Genomic DNA, 22,096 nt, shown 5'->3' on the forward strand with positions numbered 1-22,096 from the left:
GATTTTCACCCTTGCGACTTACTAATGCTTCAAGACGTTACTCCTGCGCATAAGGGACTTGCACCCTCTAGATTATTTATTTACCTTTCGGTAATTAAAAGATGCCCATGCTGGGCACACACACTATATATGAAATCATAGCCGCCTATCGGCAGGCTACGCTTCATATACTCAACGTTAACGAACATTTCAAAAACAAAGCGTTAGAATTTAAACCGAACAGAAAACTTTAAAAAACGGATATGAAATTTTACACTTCGATACCCAAAAGTCTAAAGCCATACTATAAAGCGGAATTGGAAAAATACCGAACTGAATACTCAAATGGAAATTTAAAATGTGCGTGGAATCATTTGGAAAGAGCTCATATAATCGGACAAAAATATCCGTATACTCATACTTTTGTGCATTGGAAAATGTTCCAATTCGGAATTAAAATCAAAAGCGGAAAAGAAATAATCGGACAAATTCCACGTCTGATTTTTGGAGGTGTAAAATCCTTTGTTGGAAAAATTCCAGTTGGAAATCCTGGAGGAGCGAATGTTCCGCCTTTAAAGCCATTTCCGATTGAAAAAGAATTGCAAGATATTTTTACGAAAGCTGGAATTAATTTAGTCTGAAAATAAAAACGTTGGGTAATAACTAAGCATATGGCGTGCCGATAGGCCAACGCTATATGCTTTGAACACCAAGGCTCTGACTTTTGAGTGAATCTATGGTTTTTTCAATAATAATTAATAAAATATATCTAAAAATCAGTCGATTATGTTTATTTAAATACAAAAAACAAGTATTTTTGACATATTTTTAGCCTGTGAAACAGGCACATATTTAAAATTTGAATTTGCAAAACAACTCTAAAGCATTTTTTTGTCTATAGCTCCTATCAACTTTAAACAATCGCTTCGCCATAAAGATCGAAATCTTCGGCTTCAATGATTTTCACTGTAGTAAATTCTCCCGTTTTTAAATAGGTTTTAGTAGCGTCAATCAGCACTTCGTTATCAACATCTGGTGAATCATACTCAGTACGCCCAATAAAATAATTTCCTTCTTTTCTGTCGATAACTACTTTAAAAGTTTTACCTATTTTTTCTTGATTGAGTTCCCACGAAATCTGTGATTGTATTTCCATAATCTGGTTAGCACGCTCAATCTTTACCTCTTCTGGCACATCATCTTCCAAATTGTAAGCATGTGTGTTTTCTTCATGAGAATAAGTAAAACAGCCTAAACGTTCAAAGCGCATATCTGTAACCCATTGTTTCAATGTTTGAAAATCTTCCTCAGTTTCTCCAGGATATCCAACAATAAGCGTTGTCCTGATAGTCATATCTGGAACAGCTACTCTAAATTCTTTAAGTAATTTGGTAGTCTTCTCCTTAGTAGTACCACGACGCATACTTTTTAATATAGAATCAGAAATATGTTGTAATGGAATATCTAAGTAATTACAAACTTTAGGTTCACGATTCATCACCTCTAATACGTCCATTGGAAAACCTGTTGGAAACGCATAATGCAATCGAATCCATTCTACACCATCAACTTTTACTAAAGCCTCAAGTAACTCCGCTAAATTTCTTTTTTTGTATAAATCTAAACCGTAATACGTTAAATCTTGAGCAATAAGTATTAATTCCTTAACGCCATTTGCTGCTAATTTTTCAGCTTCAATAACAATCTCTTCAATAGGTGTACTTCTGTGCTTTCCTCTCATAATGGGGATCGCACAAAAACTACAAGGTCTATCGCACCCTTCTGCAATCTTTAAATAGGCATAATTCTTAGGTGTGGTTGTTAAACGTTCACCTATCAATTCATGTTTATAATCAGCTCCCAAAGCTTTTAATAATCCTGGTAACTCTGTCGTTCCAAAATACGCATCTACATTCGGAATCTCTTTTTCCAAGTCTGGTTTATAACGCTCACTAAGGCATCCAGTGACAAAAACCTTATCAACAGCACCAGCTTCTTTTTTTTGCATGAATTCTAAGATCGTATTCACACTTTCTTCCTTGGCATTATTAATAAATCCGCAAGTATTTATAACTACAATATTGCCTTCTTCTTCATGTACAACATCTTTACCACTAGCCTTAAGTTGTCCCATTAACACTTCACTATCGTAAACATTTTTACTACAGCCAAGTGTTATTACATTAATCTTATTTTTTTTAAGCGTTTTTGTGCGCATACTATTTTCCCACTCTAGTGGAGCTCTTATTAATTAATAACGATACTCAATTTAGTGTGCAAAGATACGGAATGATACACGATTTTTAATTTCGGTTTTTTGCCTTTATTAAACCTTTTATATATTTATCCGTCTTAAACAAAATTATACGTTATGAAAAAGCTTCCCTATTTTTTTCCAATAGCCTTTATTTTATTTTTTAATTGTTCTTCAAACGACGATACTTCTAATCAAGACTCTATAAGTGATGCTCTTTATTTTCCTCCGATAAATTCTAATGTTTGGGAAACAAAATCTATTACAGATTTAAGTTGGAATGAAAATCAACTGCAACCACTTTTAGACTTCTTAGAAAGTCAAAATACTAAAAGTTTTATGATACTACATGAAGGTAAAATTGTAGTTGAAAGCTATATGAATGACCATGAAGAGACTTCACTTTGGTATTGGGCAAGTGCTGGAAAAACATTAACATCAACCATTTCTGGAATTGCACAAGATGAAGGTTTATTAGATATAAATGATGAAGTATCAGATTATTTAGGAACCGGATGGACCAGTGCGTCACTCGATAAAGAAAACCTAATTACTTGCAAACATTTATTATCTATGACTTCTGGTTTAGATGATAGCTTAGGCAACGATGTATCACCCGAAAATCTTCAATATATAGCTGATGCAGGCACCAGATGGGCTTATCATAATGTATATGTGAAAATGCAAGATGTAGTTACTGTAGCTAGTAACCAAACTTGGAATAGCTATTTTAACACGAAACTAAGAGATAAAATTGGTATGTCTGGATTTCCTAATGGTTGGCTCGCATCAAACAACGTAAATGTATATTGGAGTGATACAAGAAGTATGGCGCGTTTTGGCTTACTTATTTATGCTAAGGGTAAATGGGAAAACACACAAATTATTTCTGAAAGTTTTTTAAATGATGCCACCAACACGTCTCAAGACATCAATAAATCTTATGGCTATTTATGGTGGTTAAACGGAAAAGACTCCTATCATTTACCTTCCTTACAATTTGAGTTTGATGGTGAATTAATACCAAACGCTCCATCAGACTTGTATGCCGCTTTAGGTAAAAATGATCAAAAGATTTATGTCGTTCCTAGTAAAAAATTAGTTATTGTAAGAATGGGTAATGCTGCTAACGATTCAACCTTTGGACTCTCAACTTTTGATAATGATTTATGGGAAAAAATAAATGCTTTGACTGATTAAAGCCTGTTTATAAATAAAAGAAACTGTCTAAAAAGTAATGAACTTTGTCATTTAGAGACATCTGCTAAAATTTTAGCAAGCGGGTGAAATGACGTAATTGGGGTGTCATTCAGAAGAAGGTACGACTGAAGAATCTTTAGAGATTAATTATAAAGATTCTTCGACTCCGACAATTGTCGGAATGCTCTGAATGACCAATCTTTTACATAGAATAACACTTTTTAGACAACTTCTTTAATATTATGACATTAATTACTAATACCGATAACGTTTTATTAAAATTTTAGATTTAGCTTTTTTTCCATTAATCTTGGTCTTTAAATAATAAAAACCACATCTTAAATCACTTAACTGTAATTTGATATTAGATTTACCTGCACTAATTTGGTGATAAGAAGCTTTTAAAAGCTGTCCATAGAAATCGTAAATCTTTAATTCTACATCTGCTTTAATAGTACTATTTAATACAACATGAGTGTCATTAACAAAAGGGTTTGAAAATACTTTAAACGTAACTTTGGGCAATGTATTATCATCACTACAAGCCCCTAGATAAGCGCCTCTTGCTAAAAGAGCTTCGACAGCATACTGGCTTACACATAAAGTTTTCCTTTTATAACAAACTTGCGTTTTAGGTTTTTTATATTTCTGGGATCCCCCATTATATTGGTCTGTTCTTGATTTACAAGCAACATCTACTACAGCAACTTCTATAGTCGCTATTTTTGTACAACCATTAGCATCGGTAACTGTAACACTATATGTTGTTGTCTCTTCAGGACAAACCTCTAGGGTTTCCTGAGTTTCTCCAGTGCTCCATTTATAAGTATATGGTGCCACACCTCCTGTTACGCTTGTAACTTCTAATAAGGTACAAGCTTGTGATGCATAACCATAGTACACTATTGTATTACTGGTAGTAGTTACTTCTAATTCAGGTGATTCTAAAATATTAAATGCTTCGGTAAGGGCGTTCCCTAAAGCATCTGTTATTGTTACTATATGATTTCCACTATCTAAGCCATTAATGCTATTTGAAGAAATAGCACTATCATCCCATTTATAACTATAAGGAGCAATACCACCAGAAACTGTTAGTGTTGCCGTACCATCTGACGCTCCAAAGCAAGTGACGTCTGTATACACAAGCTCATTTATATCTAATGACTTTAATTGTAATCTGGCAGATACAGGAAAATGATCTGATGCAGTTCTGGTATAATCACTATCATAAAACTCATAATGAACACGCTCAGATTCATTTATATAATTATCGTTCAACTCATTAGAAATAGCAATATGATCAATCATATTCTCTCTTGAGACAAAAGATCTGAATCCTGCGGCACTTAAAGCACTGGTTATTATATTATAATTAGTAGTATCTGTTACATAATCATCATAACTTGTTAAGGTTGTAGTAACGTCTGCTACAGTAACATCTACATCGTCATTATAATCTCCCAACAAAACAATATTTGCCGTTGGGTATTGAACATCCAAACTATCCTTCAATACCTCAACATCATATTTCCTCATATCGTATCTACTCTGAGGATCTGAACTACTATTCGCTCTAGCATGCAAAGCAATAAAATTATATTGCTCAGTTTCACCATCAATATTAACATCCGCAGTCATTAAAAATGGTAAACGTCCGCTGGCATAAAAACGATCTGTAGTACTTGGGTAATTAACAAGAGCTGAATCATCACCACCATTATACAAAGGGTGAATAGATTCTAACAATACCCTAGTATTTGTAACATTTACGGTAGCCGTATTATAAATAAATCCAACTTTTTGCTTAACTCCAGGATCATTAGGTCTTGATACTGCTGGTGAAAGTATATAATCATATCCTGGAATTTCACTTACTAACTGCGCAAACAGCGCATCATCTGAAATCTCTTGAACAGCCAATACATCTGCTTTCAATTTATTAATTACCACCTTAACACTATCTTTTTGAATAGCATCAGACATCGGATTTCCTGCAGCAGGAGAATTTGCTTCATCACCAAACCATTCAATATTCCATGTTACAACATCTAAAGTTTTCTCCTTTGGAATCTCTATAGGAAGTGCAGGAGGGATATATGTTCCAGCACAACTAATATCAGCGCTCATTCTAGGAAGCAATTGATACAATTCAAAAAAACGTCCCACAACACCTATAATTTCATCACAGCTTTCTGGTTGTTCTAAACCTACTATGGTCTCTACATCATTATCAATTCTTAACTCTCCAGATCCACTCAAATCGGTTAAAACATAATTGGAGTTTCCAAAAAGAATATCTCCTGGTTTTGGAAAACTAGGGTTTAAAATTTTAACCAATTCTGCTGGGTGATTAGACAATTCTTCTAATGTGATAACCAATGGTTCTATGGATACATTTGGAAGCCCATGATGCTCTACTTCTGTAACTGGGCTTATTTGGATCTGATCATTAAATACACTTCTTGTTCCCGTTACAGTTATTGAATCTCCAATTTTAAAAATACCATCCCCATGAACCATTTGATCAAAAATGGCGATCCCACCAGTAGTATCTTGCAAATAGGCTGATCCTGAAAACTCGTCTGCTACTGTAAGAACTCCTGTTACTTTTACTAACGTTCCTAGCTTATCTAAAGCTCTGGCATTTAGTATTGATACGAGTTCTATAGGTTCGCTTACACCGCCACCGCCATAAGTCCCAACAGGAAACGTAGTATTTACTGTTGTTCCATCTAAAGCATTAGTACCACTAAACTCCCAATTAGTTACAACAAATGTACTACCATCAGGACCTGTATCATCTTTTCTATAAGCCCAGCCATCTAGATAGTCCCACGTTTCACCAGAACCATCTGTATTTATATCTCCAAAAACATCTATAACGTCTCCATTAAAAAATAATTCGATAGCATCATCGCCATTTATATTAGCAGTACCAGAGGTAAATGTTGGTGCAAATCCAAAGAAACTTGTGAATCCTGTTTCTTCTGAAGCCACATATATAAAATCGCCTGCGTTTGCAGAACCAGAAAACGCAAACTCTTCTCCATCTGAACCACCCCCATTATTTGCAGATCCAAAACTATATATACTCAAATCTGGAATATTTTGTTTCGCATAAAACTCAATAGCTTTTGGCACACCTCCCGAAAGTGGTCCATCTATCACACCTGTTATTATTAAATCTGGTCCATAACCACCCAAAGGAAAAGGTGTTACAGCAGATGTGTTGGACATGGCACCATCTAAAGCATTTGGTGTACTAAATGACCAATTACTAATCACAAAAGTAGTTCCATCTGGCCCTGTATCATCATTTCTATACGCCCAACCATCTACATAATCCCATGCTTGCCCCGAACCATCAACATTAATATCTCCAAAAACATCTACCACATTATTATTGAAAAACAATTCAATGGCGTCGTCACCATTTATATTGGCAGCACTATTTGTGAAATTTGGTGCAAAACCAAAAAAGTTTGTAAATCCTGTTTCTTCTGAAGCTATGTATATAAAATCTCCAGCATTTGCAGAACCAGAAAGTGTAAATTCCTGCCCATCTGTACCACCACCATTATTGGCCGAACCAAAACCATACAGACTTAAATCTGCTATATCATTAACGACATAAAGTTCTATAGCTTTTGGCACACCTCCTGAAAGAGGTCCATCAATAACACCTGATATTATTAGATCTGATGTTGTAGGTGGTGTAGTATCTTCTAAGGTCGTTACGTTTACATCATTACTTGCTAAAGATACATTACCAGCTGCATCAATAGCCTTTACTGTAAATGTATAATTTGTATTTGGTGTTAAATTTATAACGCTATATGTTGTTCCTACCGAAGACGCTATTAAAGTTACTCCATCAAAAATTTGATAAGCTATTACGGCAACATTGTCTGTTGAAGCAACCCAGGATAAATCTGTAGTTGTAGATGTTGTATTAGAAGCTATTAAACTTGCAGGTGTTGAAGGTCCCTCACCATCTACGGTTCCCCCTCCTCCATAACTTCTTACAGGAAAAGGAATTGCTGCACTAGCATTTGATGTTTCTCCATCTAAAGCATTAATTCCACTAAAAGACCAATTAGTTATTACAAAAGAGCTTCCGTCTGGTCCTGTTGTATTATTTCTATATGCCCAACCATCTAAATATTCCCATAATTGACCAGTCCCATCTACATCAATAGCTCCAAAAACATCAATAACCACACCAGATTTAAATAACTCAATGGCATCATCTCCATTAATATTAGATGCAGCTGTAGTGTAATCTGGTGGAAAATTAAAAAAGTTTAAAAATTCAACTGCTTCAGATGCTACATAAATAAAATCTCCTGCATTTGCAGAAACAGCTGGGAAAGTAAATTCTTCGCCATCACTACCGCCTCCGTTATTAGCTGATCCAATACTATAAATGCTTAAATCTGATATATTCTCTGTAACATATAGCTCTACTCCTTTTGGTAAACCTCCAGGCAAAGAGCCATCGAAAACGCCAGTAATAACAACTTGTGAGTTCATAACTAAAGCGCATAAAAAGGTAATTGCTATAACAACAATATGCTTTCTTTTAGAATAAATACGTTTCATATTTTTTTGAATTTAAGGTGCTATTAAATTAAAAAAAATATAGTCAAATACAGTATAATCTGACGGTTAATAAAACATTATATTCATGTAAAGGATTACATATATTAATAATAACCTAATTTGTTGTATGATAGCAATCACGATTTTAACTGGTAACTAACTAATAATTAGAGACCTGTATCTTTAAGCATAATTGAGGGATCCTTAAATGACTTCAAATTAAATAGGTTTCGACTGCAATCGACTTTACAATTATATAATAGTCAATACAATACAAAAAGCATCGAACTCACTTTAATAGGTTTTTTAACGAAAAAGCAGAGTGTTTAAACCCAGATTAAGTAATATAAGGCAAGGATTAATGTTTAACGATTAGTTTCGTTTATCAAAAGGAATAATAATATCTTTTTCTAAGTAGTTTTTTAAACCATTAAGTAACATCGCCCAGCAAAATGAAGAATGCCTATAATGATGATTATCTACTGTCCAATTAACATGACTAAATTTAACTAAAGTACTAGTATCTTTAATTTCTAAATCAAAACCTAAAGTCGTTGAATTCCAATCTTTATCAGATTGTATCATTTTTAAGTGGAAAGACTCATTGTTTTTTACTTTGCACACTTTACCAAACCAATTGTAAGCCTCTGTAAAATTTAAATTGTATTCGGAATCTAGTTTAGGTGATCCCGAACTTTTTAATGTCCACCAATTATTTAGATGCTCAGGCTGTGAAACGGTATCAAAAACTTCTTTTAAAGAAGCTTTAATTAAGAGGTTATGGTAGATATTAAAACTCATATACCTATAAATTTACAATTTTATTTCCGATAGGGGTTAAAAGAATGAATAAATAGTTCTATTTCTCCCCAAAAGAAATAATATAAAACAGATAAAGAAAAGCATAAAATAATAATATATATACTCATCTTTTGAGTTTTTAATTCTCAATATATTAAAATAATAATAGCAACAAAAAATGGAATTATAAAATATCCTGGAAATGCAATATACTTTACTAAATAATCTGGGATTAAAGGATTTCTATTGAAATCAAAATAAGACATGGCTATTGAAAAAAATCGATTTATAACAACCAACACAGCATAAACTAATGTAAAAACGGATAATACTCTTAAATTTCTTTGAGAGAAAATACGTTTCACATTTACTTAAAAAAAGAATCTACAAATTCAAACTTATTAAACACTTGAAGGTCTTCAATACCTTCACCTACGCCAATATATTTTACTGGAATTTTAAATTGATCTGAGATTCCAATTACCACGCCTCCTTTTGCTGTTCCGTCTAACTTTGTAACTGCCAATGACGTTACTTCTGTGGCTGCAGTAAACTGTTTTGCCTGCTCGAATGCATTTTGACCAGTAGATCCATCTAATACTAATAATACATCATTAGGTGTGTCGGCTACCACTTTTTGCATAACCCGTTTTACTTTAGTAAGCTCATTCATTAAGTTTACTTTATTATGTAAACGTCCAGCGGTATCTATAATCACAACATCAGCATCTTGTGTAACGGCACTTTCTAAGGTATCGAAAGCTACAGATGCAGGATCACTACCCATAGATTGTTTTACTAAAGGGATATCTACTCTATCTGCCCAAACTTGAAGTTGATCTATTGCTGCTGCTCTAAAAGTATCAGCTGCACCAAGTACCACTTTTAATCCTTGTTTTTTAAATTGATAGGCTAACTTACCAATAGTAGTTGTTTTACCTACTCCGTTAACCCCTACTACCATCATAACATAAGGTTTTTTGTCCTGCGGAACAATAAACTCTGTTTCTTCTCCTAAATTTGTTTCACTTAATAAACCCGCAATTTCTTCGCGAAGAATAACATTCAGCTCTTCAGTTCCAATGTACTTATCCTTTGAAACACGCGCTTCAATTCGCTCTATAACTTTAAGTGTCGTATTCACTCCCACATCACTAGAGACTAAAATTTCTTCAAGATCATCTAAAACCTCATCATCTACCTTAGATTTTCCTGCTACAGCCTTACTCAGTTTACCAAAAAAACTGGATTTAGATTTTTCTAACCCCTTATCTAAGGTTTCCTTTTTTTCTGATGTAAATATTTTTTTAAAAAAACTCATATTTTAAGTTTATTCTTTTCTTGTTTATTTTAGTTATTACTCATGTCAATTTTCGCACCACAAGTTTTTTTCTGCAATTATGTCAGAAAATCTATCAAATATAAACATAAAAAAGCTGCCTTCTTAAAAAGAAAGCAGCTTATAATATCTTGAAACGTACTTATTTTAGTTTTTACTAAAAAAGTCGTTAACTTGGTCTGGATTCATAATGGATTCAACAAACATGTAAGCACCAGTTTTTGGCGACTTCACCATTTTGATAGCTTTTGTTAATCTTTTAGATCCAGTTTGTAATGATGCTACTGATTTCTTTGCCATAACTTATTATTTTATCTCTTTATGAAGTGTCATACGTTTAAGGATAGGATTAAATTTCTTAATCTCCATTCTATCTGGCGTATTCTTTTTATTTTTAGTAGTAATGTATCTTGAAGTTCCTGCTTTACCAGATTCTTTATGCTCTGTGCATTCTAAAATTACTTGTATTCTGTTACCTTTCTTTGCCATTTCTTTACTTATTAAATGCAGCTATTATTTATAAAATCCTTTAGATTTTGCTTCCTTAATTGCTGCAGATATACCTATTTTATTAATCGTTTTTAAAGCAGCTGCAGAAACTTTTAAAGTTACCCAACTGTCTTCTTCTGGAATGTAAAAACGTTTCTTTAACAAGTTCGCATTAAATTTACGCTTTGTTCTGTTTAATGCATGAGAAACGTTGTTTCCAACCATTGCCTTCTTTCCTGTAAGTTCACAAACTCTTGACATGATATATAACTTTAATTTTTTTGTTGCTTAAAATCGAGGTGCAAATATACAAATTCTTTGACTTACAGCAACCTAATTCTAATCAATTTTTAAAAATTTCTTTTAGTAGTATTTCCAGTGCTTTATTTACTGCCTTACTAATCACTTTTACGCGATGATTTCCAAAGTTAAATTTCTCGGAATACACGCCTGTTTTCGTAGCAATGGCTATAAAAACGGTACCTACTTCGGCATCAGAATCTCCTTTGGTTGGACCTGCATTTCCTGTTGTTGCTATTGCAAAATCTGATTGAAACAATTGTAACGCATTTTTTGCCATAGATTCTACCACTTGTGAACTTACCACCGAGTATGTTTCGATATCCTCTCTTAAAACGTTTAAAACGTTTATTTTAGATTCTGTAGAATATGTTACGACACCTCCATTAAAATAGGCAGAAGCTCCAGAATTTACAGTGAAGCGTTCTGCCACTGTTCCTCCTGTACAACTTTCAGCAATCGCTAATGTTTTCCCAATTTTAGTTAGATGTTTAGCTATGATTATTTCAACTGAGCCTTCTTCATCTTCAAAACCAAAAAACTCCTCTTTAATTAAAGGCAATACTTTGTCTATCTCTTTTTGAACATCTTCTTCAACTTGTTCCTTTTCGTCCCCTTTCGCAGATAATCGCAATCTCATTTTACCTAAATTTGGTAAATATGCTAGTTTAATATGTTTTGGTAAAGCATCTTCCCAAGATGCTATTCTATCTGCTAATGCACTTTCTCCTAAGCCATATACTAATAAGGTTTTATGCAAAATAAAGGGGCAATTATACTTATCTTTTAACTTGGGTATAACTTGGTTTTCAATCAATGCATTCATTTCATAAGGCACACCAGGAAGCGATACAAAAACCTTATCATCTTTCTCTAACCACATACCAGGAGCTGTTCCTAGTTTATTCATTAATATCTGTGCTTTTGATGGTACTAGAGCCTGATCTTTATTTGCCTGTAAAAGAGCGCCTCCAACATAATGCTTCCAGATATATTCAATATTCTTTAAAACAGAAGCATTTTTAACTAAAGTATCATTAAAATATTCAACAATGGTTTTTTTAGTAATATCATCTTTTGTGGGACCTAAACCTCCTGTAAGAATAACAATATCTACATTGTTTTCTGCATCCCTTAAAGCTTTTAGAATATGTGATTTATCATCTTGAATAGAGGTTATTTGATAAACTGATATACCAATTTTATTAAGTTGTTTTGCTATAAATACTGAATTGGTATCTGTTACTTGACCGATAAGAAGTTCATCGCCAATAGTAATTATTTCGGCTAGCATTATAAATTGAAATCTGATCTTATTTCAGAAATAGCATACTCTACCGCTGAGATCACAGTGTTTAATTGAGTTGTGATATCTAAGTCTCTTTTTTCAAATTTACCCCAATCTTGAACCTCAATTAAGATGTCAAGCACACCTAATTCGAACAAATCTATTGTTGGTTTCATTTTATGAGCTGCTTGATACGCGTTATAGTAATCTTCTTCAGCTACTGCTTTTTTTAACCGCTCCACATCTTCTGGTACTTCTACTAAAAAAGTTTCGGCCAAAGCTTTTATAAAATCCTCATCATTATCGGCTAATTCTCGTACTCTAAATAATTTATAATGTTGCTCCATTTATTTTACTATTATTGAAAACATTTCTTTGTCTTCTATAAAACCTTTTAATTTATCGTTTGCAAATACTTTGCCAACTCCTGCTGGCGTGCCTGTAAATATAATATCTCCAATCTTTAAAGTAAAATATTTTGACACATATTCTATTAATTCATCCATTTTCCATAACATAAGACCTGTATTACCACTTTGAACAGTGTTTTCATTTTGCAATAATGAGAAATTAATATTATTAACATCCTCAAATTCGCTCACTGCTAGCCATTTTCCTACTACTGCGGCTCCGTCAAAAGCTTTAGCTTTTTCCCATGGCAGACCTTTTGTTTTTAATTCACTTTGTAAATCGCGTGCTGTAAAATCGATCCCCAACCCAATTTCTTTATAGTATTTATGGGCAAATTTTCTATCAATATGCTTCCCTACTCTATTGATCTTTATTAAAACCTCAACCTCATAATGTACATCATTTGAAAAATCTGGAATAAAAAAAGGTTGTTTTTTTAATAAGATTGAAGTATCAGGTTTCAAAAAAACAACAGGATCTGTCGGTTTTTCGTTTTCTAATTCTTTTATGTGTTCGGTATAATTTCTACCAATGCATATAAGCTTCATTTTCTTTTATATTAAGAGAATACAGACCATTTCATTTCTAGAAACAAGACTTACAAAAAGAGCCTTTTGCCTTTATTCTTGGTTCTTTTTTCTTCCCCTCTTCCTTTTAAAGTTTATTATTCAAACTTCTAAGTTTAATACTTGTTAGTACTTTTTTTGTGTACAAAGGAAAATCAGCATTTAGTAACCACCCAAAGTATCCAGGTTCTTTTTCTAAGACCTCTGTAACTAGCTTACCTTTATGTTTTCCGAAAGAAAAACATTCTGCGCCTTCTTTATTATATGCTATAAAGCCTGCGAAATCTGCAAACTTTTTTCTTGAACTAAACTCAGCTAAAAATTTAGTATTATTTTCTACCTCGTCATATTTAGCAATCTGCGCTTTTAAAACCTCGTAAGTAGCATTAGTATCTGCTTCTGCACCATGCGCACCTTCAAGATTTTTATTGCAATAAAATTTATATGCTGCGCTTAATGTGCGTTGTTCCATTTTATGAAAAATAGTCTGTACATCAACTGCTAAACAGTTTTTCATGTCGAAATCAATATCTGCACGCAACATTTCCTCTGCTAATAAAGGAATATCAAATCTATTAGAATTAAATCCTCCTAAATCGGAATCTTTAATCATATTATAAATCTCTTTAGCGAGCGCTTTAAACGTTGGTTCGTTTGCAACTTTTTCATTGCTAATACCATGAATTTCTATAACATCTTCTGGAATAGTCATTTCTGGATTTACCAACCACGTTTTACTTTCTTCTTTTCCATTTGGAAAAACCTTAAGAATAGAGATCTCTACAATACGATCTTTTGATATATTTATACCTGTTGTTTCTAAATCGAAGAAGCAAATGGGCTTGGTAAGATTAAGCTGCATCTAATTTTATTTTTATAAAGTTGTAAAGATACTAAATTGCTAAAGTGTTGAAACAAAAAAACCAACTGTTTTAAAGTTGGTTTTAAATATCATTATTTCTTAGAGTCTGTTTAAAATTTCGTCAATTATTTTTTTATGCCTCTTTTTACGCATTATTTCGTTAAAATTTTGAACCGTAACTGGGCTATGTTTAAAAATCCCGCCTTATACTGCATCCCTGTCTGCCGACAGGCAGAAAAAATAGCCTATAAAAATTCTAATCACAAAATCTTAAACAGATTCTTAAAGTTATATTTCTCTATCACTATCCCAAGCTTCTAGATAATCTTTTACGGCTTTTACAAACTGTCCGCCAAGTGCCCCGTTAACAACACGATGGTCGTATGAGTGAGATAAGAACATTCTATAACGAATTCCTATAAAATCACCTTCTGGAGTTTCTATAACTGCAGGTACTTTTCTAATGGCTCCAAGCGCCAAGATCCCTACTTGTGGTTGATTTATTATAGGCGTTCCCATTATACTACCAAATGTACCTACATTAGTAACTGTATACGTACCATCTTGAATATCGTCTGGTTTTAATTTATTTAATCGTGCTCTATTGGCCAAATCATTAACCTGTTTCGTCATGCCTACTAAATTAAGCTGATCGGCATTTTTTATAACAGGCACAATCAAATTACCATCTGGTAAAGCCGCAGCCATGCCTAAATTAATATTTTTCTTTTTTACAATGGTATTGCCTTGAAGCGAGATATTCATCATTGGAAAATCACGAAGTGCCTTAGCAATGGCTTCCATAAAAATCGGGGTAAAGGTTAAATTCTCTCCTTCACGTTTCATAAACCCGTCTTTAACTTTCTTTCTCCAATTCCATATTTTGGTAACATCGGCCTCAATAAAACTTTGCACATGCGCAGATGTTTGTACAGATTCAACCATATGATGCGCAATAAGTTTGCCCATCCTAGTCATTTCTACAACCTCGTCTTCTCCGTTTAAAATGACTGGAGCCGTTGCTATTTTTACTTGCTCTGTAGACTTAGGTTGTGCCACAGGAACCACTACGTTCTGTGTAATAACTTCCTGGTTACCTCCCGTTCTATTTTTTATATACCCTAGGATATCATTTTTAGTAACACGCCCATCTTTTCCACTTCCTGAAATAACATCCAGTTCTTCCTGGCTAACACCTTCTTGTTTTGCTATATTTTTAACAAGTGGAGAATAAAAACGTTCTCCATTTGAAGTTATAGAGGCAACCGTTTCTTTAGCTATAACAATAGTTTCTGTTACTTGTTCAATAGCCTCTTCTTGATGCTGTTTATCTTCGCTTAGAGAATCTGATCCCGAATCTACATCGCCTTCTATTTCAATAACAGCTATAACCTGACCAACTTGAACGACATCATCCACCTTAAAAAATGTCTCAATTAAAACACCATCTACTTCACTGGGAACCTCACTATCAACCTTATCTGTCGCTATTTCTAAAACAGGTTCATCCATTTCAATAGTATCTCCAATCTCCTTTAACCAAGATGTAATTGTCGCTTCTGCAACACTTTCTCCCATCTTTGGTAATTTAAGCTCAAACTTTGCCATATCAATAATGTAATGCTTCTTTTTTTAATTTCGTTTGCAAAATTAATGAAAAAACATCAATTTTTTTAAATTATTTACAATAAAAACTATTCAAAAATAATAACTTCTCCTCTAGATATTGCATTATCACTTCCTAGTACAAAATTAGAATTTTTAGGCAATATTTTAAAAGTATTTGTTTGATCTTTATGATCATCAATCATCCTAATAATATCTTTATAACTATAACTGTTGGCATCAAAGATAACTTCAGCTTGTTTTTTAACTGTATATAAGTTTTCTTTTAAGATGATATTTTTTGACAAAACGGTTTTTAGTTTTTCATTTATTGCATCAGCAATAAAAATATATTGACTAATCCTTTTTGGTTGATTGACTGCTGTTTTTCGAAACATATAAGCCAGTCTAATACCAAACCAAACGAACATATCTAATAGTATATTTTTCTTAAAATGTTTTTTATAAAATATCTGCATAGCGCCATAAAAACGACGCGCATAATACTTATCTTTTAATGTGCTTTCTCCCTTAAAATGAATAACGCTAGAGGCACCGTAATAATAATTATTATAACCTGCTTTAAAAACTCTATAAGATAAATCGATATCCTCGCCGTACATAAAGTAGTCTTCATCAAATCCTCCAATCGCTTTATAAATATCTCGTTTTAAAAACATAAAGGCACCAACTAACACATCTACTTTACCCACTTCATTCTCTTCTAAGTGATTTGCATAATAGTCTTTAGAGTTTCCAAACATTTTTTTAAATGCGGCTTCTACATAAGGGACATTACGTTTACTTTCTGGTAAAAATGATCCAGCGCCATTAATTAATTTGCAACCAACAATACCCAATTTTTCTTTATCTTCTGAAAACTTTAAAAGTTTAGAGAATGTATCTTCGGCAACTACTGTATCTGGATTTAAAATACAAACGTACTCACCTTCGGCTTGTGAAACACCTATATTATTACCTATAGAGAAGCCTAAATTCACCTCGTTTTCTATAAGATTAATATCTGGAAATAATTCTTTTACCATGTTACAGCTACCGTCTTCTGAATTGTTATCAACAACAATAATTTCTGCATCAATATCCGATATAGCTGCTTGTACACTTTTTAGACAAAGTTCTAAAAAGTAGCGAACATTATAATTTAATATAACTATTGAGAGCTTCAAATAACTATTATAATTTTAAAGAATTTTCAAATGGTATTCTATTTACAATACTTCTTCCTAATGTAATTTCATCTGCATACTCCAACTCATCTCCAACCGCAATTCCTCTTGCAATAGTAGATGTAAATATTTGATATTCTTGAATTTGTTTATAAATATAAAAATTAGTGGTATCCCCTTCCATTGTAGAACTTAATGCAAAAATAAGTTCTTTAACCTTGCCTTCTTTTATTTTATTTACCAAAGACTCAATATTTAAGTCGTGTGGACCGATGCCATCCATAGGTGAGATTTTACCACCTAAAACATGATATAATCCTTTAAATGAACTGGTGTTTTCTATAGCCATCACATCTTTAATATCCTCAACTATACAAATAATACTTTCGTTTCTATTTGGATTAGCACATATTTCGCAAAGGTTTTTATCACTTATATTATGGCACGATCCACAGAATTTAACATCATTACGCATGGCTTGTAAAGCCTCAGAAAGCATCATGGTTTGTTCCTTAGGCTGTCTTAACATATGTAATACTAAACGCAAAGCAGTTCGCTTACCAATTCCTGGTAATTGAGACATTTCATTTACAGCTCGTTGTAATAGTTTAGAAGAAAATTCCATTCCTGCGAATTTACTATTTTAGGCCAGAAAATCAACAATTTTCGTCAACTCTTTTAAATTCATAGACTTCATTTGGAATTTGAGATTTAATATTTGTAATTTCAACATTTAAATTTTAGTCAATGTCTGCAACACAAATCATGCTACTTATAGCAGCTTATTTTGGAGTACTTATTCTTATATCATACTTAACAGGTAAAGAAGATTCTAATGAAAATTTCTTTAAAGCCAAAAGACAGTCTCCTTGGTTTGTTGTAGCTTTTGGAATGATAGGTGCGTCGCTTTCTGGAGTCACGTTTATTTCTGTTCCAGGCTGGGTAGAAGCGTCTCAATTTAGTTATATGCAAGTTGTTTTTGGGTATTTAGCTGGGTATTTTGTTATAGCTTATATATTGCTTCCTATATATTATAAACTTAATGTTATTTCAATATATCAATATTTGGAAAACCGCTTTGGTATAGTTAGCTATAAAACTGGTGCTTTTTTCTTTTTTATATCAAGGGTTTTAGGGGCTTCTTTTCGATTATATCTGGTTGCTATTGTTTTACAAAAATTTGTTTTTGATGCTTATGGTTTTCCATTTTGGGGAACTGTAACTATTTCAATCTTATTAATATGGTTGTATACTTATAAGGGAGGTATTAAAACGATTGTTTGGACGGATACTTTGCAAACCTTGTTTATGCTTGTTGCTGTTATTATAGCTATTGTTTTAATTACTGATAAATTAGGTTGGAGTTTTTCAGATTTTTTAGCTTCTGATGAATTGGCAACATATAATAAAACTTTTTTTACTGAATCCTTTTTAGCAAAAAACCACCTTGTAAAGTCTTTTCTTGGTGGTATGTTTATTGCTATTTGCATGACAGGCTTAGATCAAGACATGATGCAAAAAAACCTAACTTGTAAAACGCTTAAAGACGCTCAAAAAAACATGGTGTCTTTCAGTTTAGTTTTAGTTGTTGTCAATTTTATTTTCTTATTGCTCGGAGCGCTTCTATTTATTTATGCTGATAAATTTAATATTGCAACCCCTATGCTAGACGGAAAATTAAAAACGGATTTACTATTCCCAGAAATAGCATTAAACGGTGGCTTAAGTGTTTCATTAGCCGTGGTATTTTTATTAGGATTAATCGCCGCTGCATATAGTAGTGCAGATAGCGCCCTAACATCTTTAACCACATCTTTTTGCGTAGATTTTTTAGGAATCGAAAAAATAGATAAATCCAAGCAAAAGGGATTACGAAAACGAATTCATGTTTTAATGAGCATTGTACTAATTTTTGTTATTGTAGCTTTTAAATACATTTTGGATAGTAATGTTATTGACAATCTTTTAAAAGTTGCTGGTTATACTTATGGACCACTACTTGGGTTATTTGCTTTTGGGATTTTCACCAAATTTAAAATTATAGACAAATACGTTTGGCTTGTTACATTAATATCTGTAATACTTTCCTTTTTAATTGGAAAAATTCCAGCAGACCAAATTGGAGGCTATGTTATTGGCTACGAGCTTTTAATAATTAATGGGCTGATAACGTTTCTGGGGCTAATATTGATTCGTAGAAAGTAAAACTAACGTACAAGCTGCTTCAAAAGGAATATCATTTTCTTTTAATAGTTTATAAAATTCCGGATTCTCTGTTCCTGGATTAAAAATAACACGCTCTGGTTTTAACGATACTATATAATTGTAATAATCTTTCTGTCTCTTAGAGTTTAGATATAATGTTACTGTATGCAAATTTTTGTATGGCAATAACTCAGTAACAATCTCTATTCCAGAGACCACTCCTTTTTTCAAACCAAAAGCAACCACCTCAACCTTATTTGCAACTAATCTTTGTATGGCATAATTAGAATATCTATTCGGTTTTAAAGAGGCTCCAAGCACTAATGTTTTCTTTTTCATATGTTAAAAAAATGTTAATACAAAAAAATAAGGTAACAGCAATTAAATAGAAACGTCTATTAATTAATTACATCATCAATTCATCAATCAAAAATAATCAAATCAACAATGTACAAACTATTATTAGTATACCTTTTATTGTTTACAATATCGGCAAATGCATCTATAACAGATCCCAAAAAAAATGCTGACAAAACTGGCACTATATCAGGAAAAGTTTTAGACGCTAAACTAAATCAACCCTTACCTTACGTTAACATCATTATTAAAAACACCAAAGGAGAAACCTTAACTGGAGGCATCTCGTTAGACGACGGTACTTTTAAAATCGAAAAAGTTACAGAAGGCGACATTCTTGTAAGTATCCAATATATAGGATACAAAACATTCAACAAAAAAGTAAATATTGGCAAAGGTAATTACAGAGTTAATTTAGGTCATATTTTTCTAGAAGAATCTACCGAAGACCTGGATGAAATTACTATAATTGCCGAAGTATCAACAATACAGCAAAAAGTAGATAGAAAAATTATAAATGTTGGAAAAGATTTAGCGGCTTTAGGAACTGCATCGGAATTAATAACAGCGGTTCCTTCTGTAAATGTAGATGCACAAACAGGAGATATTAGCTTACGCGGAAATCAAAATGTTCGCGTTATGGTAGATGGTAAATTTTCAAACATTCCTACAGCTCAATTATTACGGCAAATACCATCTACATCCATAAAACAAGTAGAATTAATTACGAACCCCTCTGCAAAATATAATCCAGAAGGGATGAGTGGTATTATAAATATAGTCCTTCATAAAAACACTATGATTGGTTTTAATGGCGGTTTTGATATTGGCATAAAAAATCAAAGAGAAGCAAAGTTTAATAGTTCTATAAACCTGAACTATAGAAATGGAAAATTTAATATTTATGGGAATTACGGAAATAACATTCAAAAAAGACAAAACAATGGACTTATATCTCAAATAGCAAACAATTCATTTCAAACCATCAGCATATTTGATAACAATAAATCTCACCTTTATAAAGTTGGTGTCGATTTTTATTTGAATGACAAAAACACTATTTCGGTATTTACAAACCAAAATATTTTTGATGGTAAAAATATGTCCACTTCCAATTTCATATTCAATGAGAACATGTTAAATAATCAAAATCAAATTAATGATGGTCTTAGAGAAAATAGCTCGTCACAATACAATTTTGATTATAAACTGGATTTTGATAAAAAAGGACACCATATTGAACTAGAAATCGATTATAATATTTTTGATAACACCATAGAAACTGATAATATATTAAGTGGTCTAAACATCAGACCAAGTTATCTTGAACTTACAAATACAGATAGAAATAACACAACTATAAATCTTGATTATATAAACCCTATATCAGATAAGGCTAAATTAGAACTTGGGTTACAAGCAAGATTGTTTGATAATGAAATTATTTACGAATCTGATGGTAGCGTAAGAAACCAAAGTGGTGATTATATTTCAACAATTACTGATTTTGATTACAAAAGAAATATTTTTTCGGCATACGCCAATTTCTCTAAAAAGTTTGAAAAATGGACATATCAATTAGGCTTAAGAGGTGAAAGTGTTCATGTAGATGCCATTGCCAACGAAACAGATTTAACCAATAATTTAGATACAACCATTCCATTTAATAATGATTATTTTCAAGTCTATCCTTCTGTTTTCTTTACATACAGTCCGTCTGAAAAAAACTCGTATCAATTAAGTTATAGCAGAAGAGTTGACAGACCTGGAATTAGACAAGTAAACCCTATTCCACAATGGAACACACCGCTTATATCTGATTTTGGAAATCACGAACTAGAACCACAGTTTACAAACTCAATAGAAGTAAATTACACAAGAAATCTTGAAAAAGGGAATATTACTGGTGGTGTATTTTATAGAATTATTGAAGATGAAATTAACAGAGCTGTTTATGTAGACAGATCTGACTTAGCATCGAATAGAATCATCTTAACCCATGATAATTTCGAAAACACTTCGGCTTACGGATTTGAATTATCAAGTAATTACAAACCAACAAAATGGTGGAGTTTAAATACAAGCTTCGATTTATATTCACAAACTCAAAAAGGTATTGCCGAGCGCATAGACCCTACGCTTATTAACCCAACAGAAAATGATATTATTTCTGAAAACGTTGAAGTAGATAATGTTATTTGGAACTTTAGAATATTCAATAATTTTAAAGCTAGCAAGAAATTAACTTTTACAGCTTTTGCTATGTACCGCGGACAAGAGTCTGGGCTTAACTTTGAAGTAGACCCTATGTATTTTGTAAACCTAGGTGCTAGGTATTCGTTTTTGGAGAACAACAAAGCCACATTTAGTTTGAGTTTTAATGACGTCTTTGATACTCAAAAAATCAATGTTGTTAGCGAAAGACCTTTTTTACAAACAGCTGAGTTTTCTCCAGAGTTTAGAACCGTTTCTGCAAATCTTTCATACAGATTTGGCGATGGAAAATATCGTGCTAAATCACGTAAACATAGAGATAATAATGAGAAATCTGGTGGTGGTTTTTAAAAAATTAATAACCTGTATAATAGTTGATGGTTAGTGTTATTTTAGGTTATTAAATAAGAAAATCCAAAGCAATAAGCTTTGGA

19 protein-coding genes are annotated in these 22,096 nt (G+C 32.5%); 4 read left to right on the forward strand and 15 right to left on the reverse strand.

All coding sequences use genetic code 11. The features are described from left to right. Window positions 1–242 precede the first annotated feature (242 nt). Entirely contained in the window at window positions 243–620 is a 378-nt protein-coding gene (locus tag Q4Q40_RS23540) for a DUF3703 domain-containing protein (protein WP_303277261.1), read from the forward strand. A gap of 272 nt (window positions 621–892) precedes the next feature. Here the strand turns inward: Q4Q40_RS23540 and rimO are convergent, their stop codons facing one another. Next, window positions 893–2,197 (reverse strand): 30S ribosomal protein S12 methylthiotransferase RimO, encoded by a 1,305-nt coding sequence (gene rimO / locus Q4Q40_RS23545; RefSeq protein ID WP_303304512.1) that lies wholly within the window; start codon window positions 2,195–2,197, stop codon window positions 893–895. A 153-nt stretch (window positions 2,198–2,350) separates the two neighbouring features. Between rimO and Q4Q40_RS23550 the strand changes: the two genes are divergently transcribed. Next, complete coding sequence (locus Q4Q40_RS23550; protein WP_303304513.1) at window positions 2,351–3,433, forward strand: serine hydrolase domain-containing protein; 1,083 nt, start codon at window positions 2,351–2,353, stop codon at window positions 3,431–3,433. Between the two features lie 255 nt (window positions 3,434–3,688). Here Q4Q40_RS23550 and Q4Q40_RS23555 read toward each other — a convergent pair whose 3' ends face one another. The 13 genes from Q4Q40_RS23555 to recR all read right to left on the reverse strand — a co-directional run bounded on the left by Q4Q40_RS23555 (window position 3,689) and on the right by recR (window position 17,511). Then, complete coding sequence (locus tag Q4Q40_RS23555; protein WP_303304514.1) at window positions 3,689–8,038, reverse strand: T9SS type A sorting domain-containing protein; 4,350 nt, start codon at window positions 8,036–8,038, stop codon at window positions 3,689–3,691. 372 nt (window positions 8,039–8,410) lie between these two features. Further along, window positions 8,411–8,839, reverse strand: a complete 429-nt coding sequence (locus Q4Q40_RS23560; protein ID WP_303304515.1) for an SRPBCC family protein — start codon at window positions 8,837–8,839, stop codon at window positions 8,411–8,413. A 367-nt stretch (window positions 8,840–9,206) separates the two neighbouring features. After that, window positions 9,207–10,160, reverse strand: a complete 954-nt coding sequence (ftsY, locus tag Q4Q40_RS23565; protein ID WP_303304516.1) for a signal recognition particle-docking protein FtsY — start codon at window positions 10,158–10,160, stop codon at window positions 9,207–9,209. Window positions 10,161–10,325: 165 nt separating this feature from the next. Continuing rightward, window positions 10,326–10,478 carry a DUF4295 domain-containing protein gene (locus tag Q4Q40_RS23570; protein WP_303304517.1) on the reverse strand — a complete coding sequence of 51 codons (153 nt, stop codon included), beginning with the start codon at window positions 10,476–10,478 and terminating at the stop codon, window positions 10,326–10,328. A gap of 6 nt (window positions 10,479–10,484) precedes the next feature. After that, complete coding sequence (rpmG, locus tag Q4Q40_RS23575; RefSeq protein ID WP_303304518.1) at window positions 10,485–10,667, reverse strand: 50S ribosomal protein L33; 183 nt, start codon at window positions 10,665–10,667, stop codon at window positions 10,485–10,487. A gap of 24 nt (window positions 10,668–10,691) precedes the next feature. Next, window positions 10,692–10,928, reverse strand: a complete 237-nt coding sequence (gene rpmB, locus Q4Q40_RS23580; RefSeq protein ID WP_303304519.1) for a 50S ribosomal protein L28 — start codon at window positions 10,926–10,928, stop codon at window positions 10,692–10,694. Window positions 10,929–11,010: 82 nt separating this feature from the next. After that, on the reverse strand, window positions 11,011–12,261 hold the full coding sequence (locus Q4Q40_RS23585) for a competence/damage-inducible protein A (RefSeq protein WP_303304520.1): 1,251 nt from the start codon (window positions 12,259–12,261) through the stop codon (window positions 11,011–11,013). After that, window positions 12,261–12,602, reverse strand: a complete 342-nt coding sequence (locus Q4Q40_RS23590; RefSeq protein WP_303304521.1) for an Hpt domain-containing protein — start codon at window positions 12,600–12,602, stop codon at window positions 12,261–12,263. The genes Q4Q40_RS23585 and Q4Q40_RS23590 overlap by 1 nt, the downstream gene beginning before the upstream one ends. Further along, window positions 12,603–13,214 (reverse strand): fumarylacetoacetate hydrolase family protein, encoded by a 612-nt coding sequence (locus Q4Q40_RS23595; protein ID WP_303304522.1) that lies wholly within the window; start codon window positions 13,212–13,214, stop codon window positions 12,603–12,605. Window positions 13,215–13,320: 106 nt separating this feature from the next. Further along, window positions 13,321–14,094 (reverse strand): 3'-5' exonuclease, encoded by a 774-nt coding sequence (locus Q4Q40_RS23600; protein ID WP_303304523.1) that lies wholly within the window; start codon window positions 14,092–14,094, stop codon window positions 13,321–13,323. 288 nt (window positions 14,095–14,382) lie between these two features. Next, window positions 14,383–15,702 (reverse strand): dihydrolipoamide acetyltransferase family protein, encoded by a 1,320-nt coding sequence (locus Q4Q40_RS23605; RefSeq protein ID WP_303304524.1) that lies wholly within the window; start codon window positions 15,700–15,702, stop codon window positions 14,383–14,385. An 86-nt stretch (window positions 15,703–15,788) separates the two neighbouring features. Next, the gene (locus Q4Q40_RS23610) at window positions 15,789–16,886 is read right to left on the reverse strand and encodes a glycosyltransferase family 2 protein (protein WP_303304525.1); all 1,098 of its coding nucleotides are present in this window, start codon (window positions 16,884–16,886) and stop codon (window positions 15,789–15,791) included. Between the two features lie 7 nt (window positions 16,887–16,893). After that, on the reverse strand, window positions 16,894–17,511 hold the full coding sequence (recR, locus tag Q4Q40_RS23615) for a recombination mediator RecR (RefSeq protein ID WP_303304526.1): 618 nt from the start codon (window positions 17,509–17,511) through the stop codon (window positions 16,894–16,896). Window positions 17,512–17,633: 122 nt separating this feature from the next. On the opposite strand from recR, the gene Q4Q40_RS23620 reads away from it, so the two are divergent. Next, window positions 17,634–19,091: a sodium:solute symporter gene (locus Q4Q40_RS23620; protein WP_303304527.1), complete on the forward strand. Its 1,458-nt coding sequence runs from the start codon at window positions 17,634–17,636 to the stop codon at window positions 19,089–19,091. Here the strand turns inward: Q4Q40_RS23620 and Q4Q40_RS23625 are convergent. Continuing rightward, window positions 19,068–19,430 (reverse strand): CoA-binding protein, encoded by a 363-nt coding sequence (locus tag Q4Q40_RS23625; protein ID WP_303304528.1) that lies wholly within the window; start codon window positions 19,428–19,430, stop codon window positions 19,068–19,070. The two genes, Q4Q40_RS23620 and Q4Q40_RS23625, sit on opposite strands and share 24 nt — an antisense overlap. A gap of 108 nt (window positions 19,431–19,538) precedes the next feature. Here Q4Q40_RS23625 and Q4Q40_RS23630 point away from each other — a divergent pair, with 108 nt between their 5' ends. Further along, the gene (locus Q4Q40_RS23630; protein WP_303304529.1) at window positions 19,539–22,013 is read left to right on the forward strand and encodes a TonB-dependent receptor; all 2,475 of its coding nucleotides are present in this window, start codon (window positions 19,539–19,541) and stop codon (window positions 22,011–22,013) included. Window positions 22,014–22,096 lie beyond the last annotated feature (83 nt).

This window comes from Flavivirga jejuensis, from assembly GCF_030540765.1.
Lineage (GTDB): Bacteria > Bacteroidota > Bacteroidia > Flavobacteriales > Flavobacteriaceae > Flavivirga > Flavivirga jejuensis.

What these genes read in the sequence shown, in the direction of transcription:
- Q4Q40_RS23550 (WP_303304513.1), top strand. Translation starts at nt 2,351, where the DNA reads ATGAAAAAGCTTCCCTATTTTTTTCCAATAGCCTTTATTTTATTTTTT.
- rpmB (WP_303304519.1), bottom strand. Translation starts at nt 10,928, where the DNA reads ATGTCAAGAGTTTGTGAACTTACAGGAAAGAAGGCAATGGTTGGAAAC.
- ftsY (WP_303304516.1), bottom strand. Translation starts at nt 10,160, where the DNA reads ATGAGTTTTTTTAAAAAAATATTTACATCAGAAAAAAAGGAAACCTTA.
- Q4Q40_RS23590 (WP_303304521.1), bottom strand. Translation starts at nt 12,602, where the DNA reads ATGGAGCAACATTATAAATTATTTAGAGTACGAGAATTAGCCGATAAT.
- rimO (WP_303304512.1), bottom strand. Translation starts at nt 2,197, where the DNA reads ATGCGCACAAAAACGCTTAAAAAAAATAAGATTAATGTAATAACACTT.
- Q4Q40_RS23595 (WP_303304522.1), bottom strand. Translation starts at nt 13,214, where the DNA reads ATGAAGCTTATATGCATTGGTAGAAATTATACCGAACACATAAAAGAA.
- Q4Q40_RS23555 (WP_303304514.1), bottom strand. Translation starts at nt 8,038, where the DNA reads ATGAAACGTATTTATTCTAAAAGAAAGCATATTGTTGTTATAGCAATT.
- recR (WP_303304526.1), bottom strand. Translation starts at nt 17,511, where the DNA reads ATGGAATTTTCTTCTAAACTATTACAACGAGCTGTAAATGAAATGTCT.
- Q4Q40_RS23620 (WP_303304527.1), top strand. Translation starts at nt 17,634, where the DNA reads ATGTCTGCAACACAAATCATGCTACTTATAGCAGCTTATTTTGGAGTA.
- Q4Q40_RS23600 (WP_303304523.1), bottom strand. Translation starts at nt 14,094, where the DNA reads ATGCAGCTTAATCTTACCAAGCCCATTTGCTTCTTCGATTTAGAAACA.
- Q4Q40_RS23560 (WP_303304515.1), bottom strand. Translation starts at nt 8,839, where the DNA reads ATGAGTTTTAATATCTACCATAACCTCTTAATTAAAGCTTCTTTAAAA.
- Q4Q40_RS23540 (WP_303277261.1), top strand. Translation starts at nt 243, where the DNA reads ATGAAATTTTACACTTCGATACCCAAAAGTCTAAAGCCATACTATAAA.
- Q4Q40_RS23585 (WP_303304520.1), bottom strand. Translation starts at nt 12,261, where the DNA reads ATGCTAGCCGAAATAATTACTATTGGCGATGAACTTCTTATCGGTCAA.
- Q4Q40_RS23570 (WP_303304517.1), bottom strand. Translation starts at nt 10,478, where the DNA reads ATGGCAAAGAAATCAGTAGCATCATTACAAACTGGATCTAAAAGATTA.
- Q4Q40_RS23625 (WP_303304528.1), bottom strand. Translation starts at nt 19,430, where the DNA reads ATGAAAAAGAAAACATTAGTGCTTGGAGCCTCTTTAAAACCGAATAGA.
- rpmG (WP_303304518.1), bottom strand. Translation starts at nt 10,667, where the DNA reads ATGGCAAAGAAAGGTAACAGAATACAAGTAATTTTAGAATGCACAGAG.
- Q4Q40_RS23630 (WP_303304529.1), top strand. Translation starts at nt 19,539, where the DNA reads ATGTACAAACTATTATTAGTATACCTTTTATTGTTTACAATATCGGCA.
- Q4Q40_RS23605 (WP_303304524.1), bottom strand. Translation starts at nt 15,702, where the DNA reads ATGGCAAAGTTTGAGCTTAAATTACCAAAGATGGGAGAAAGTGTTGCA.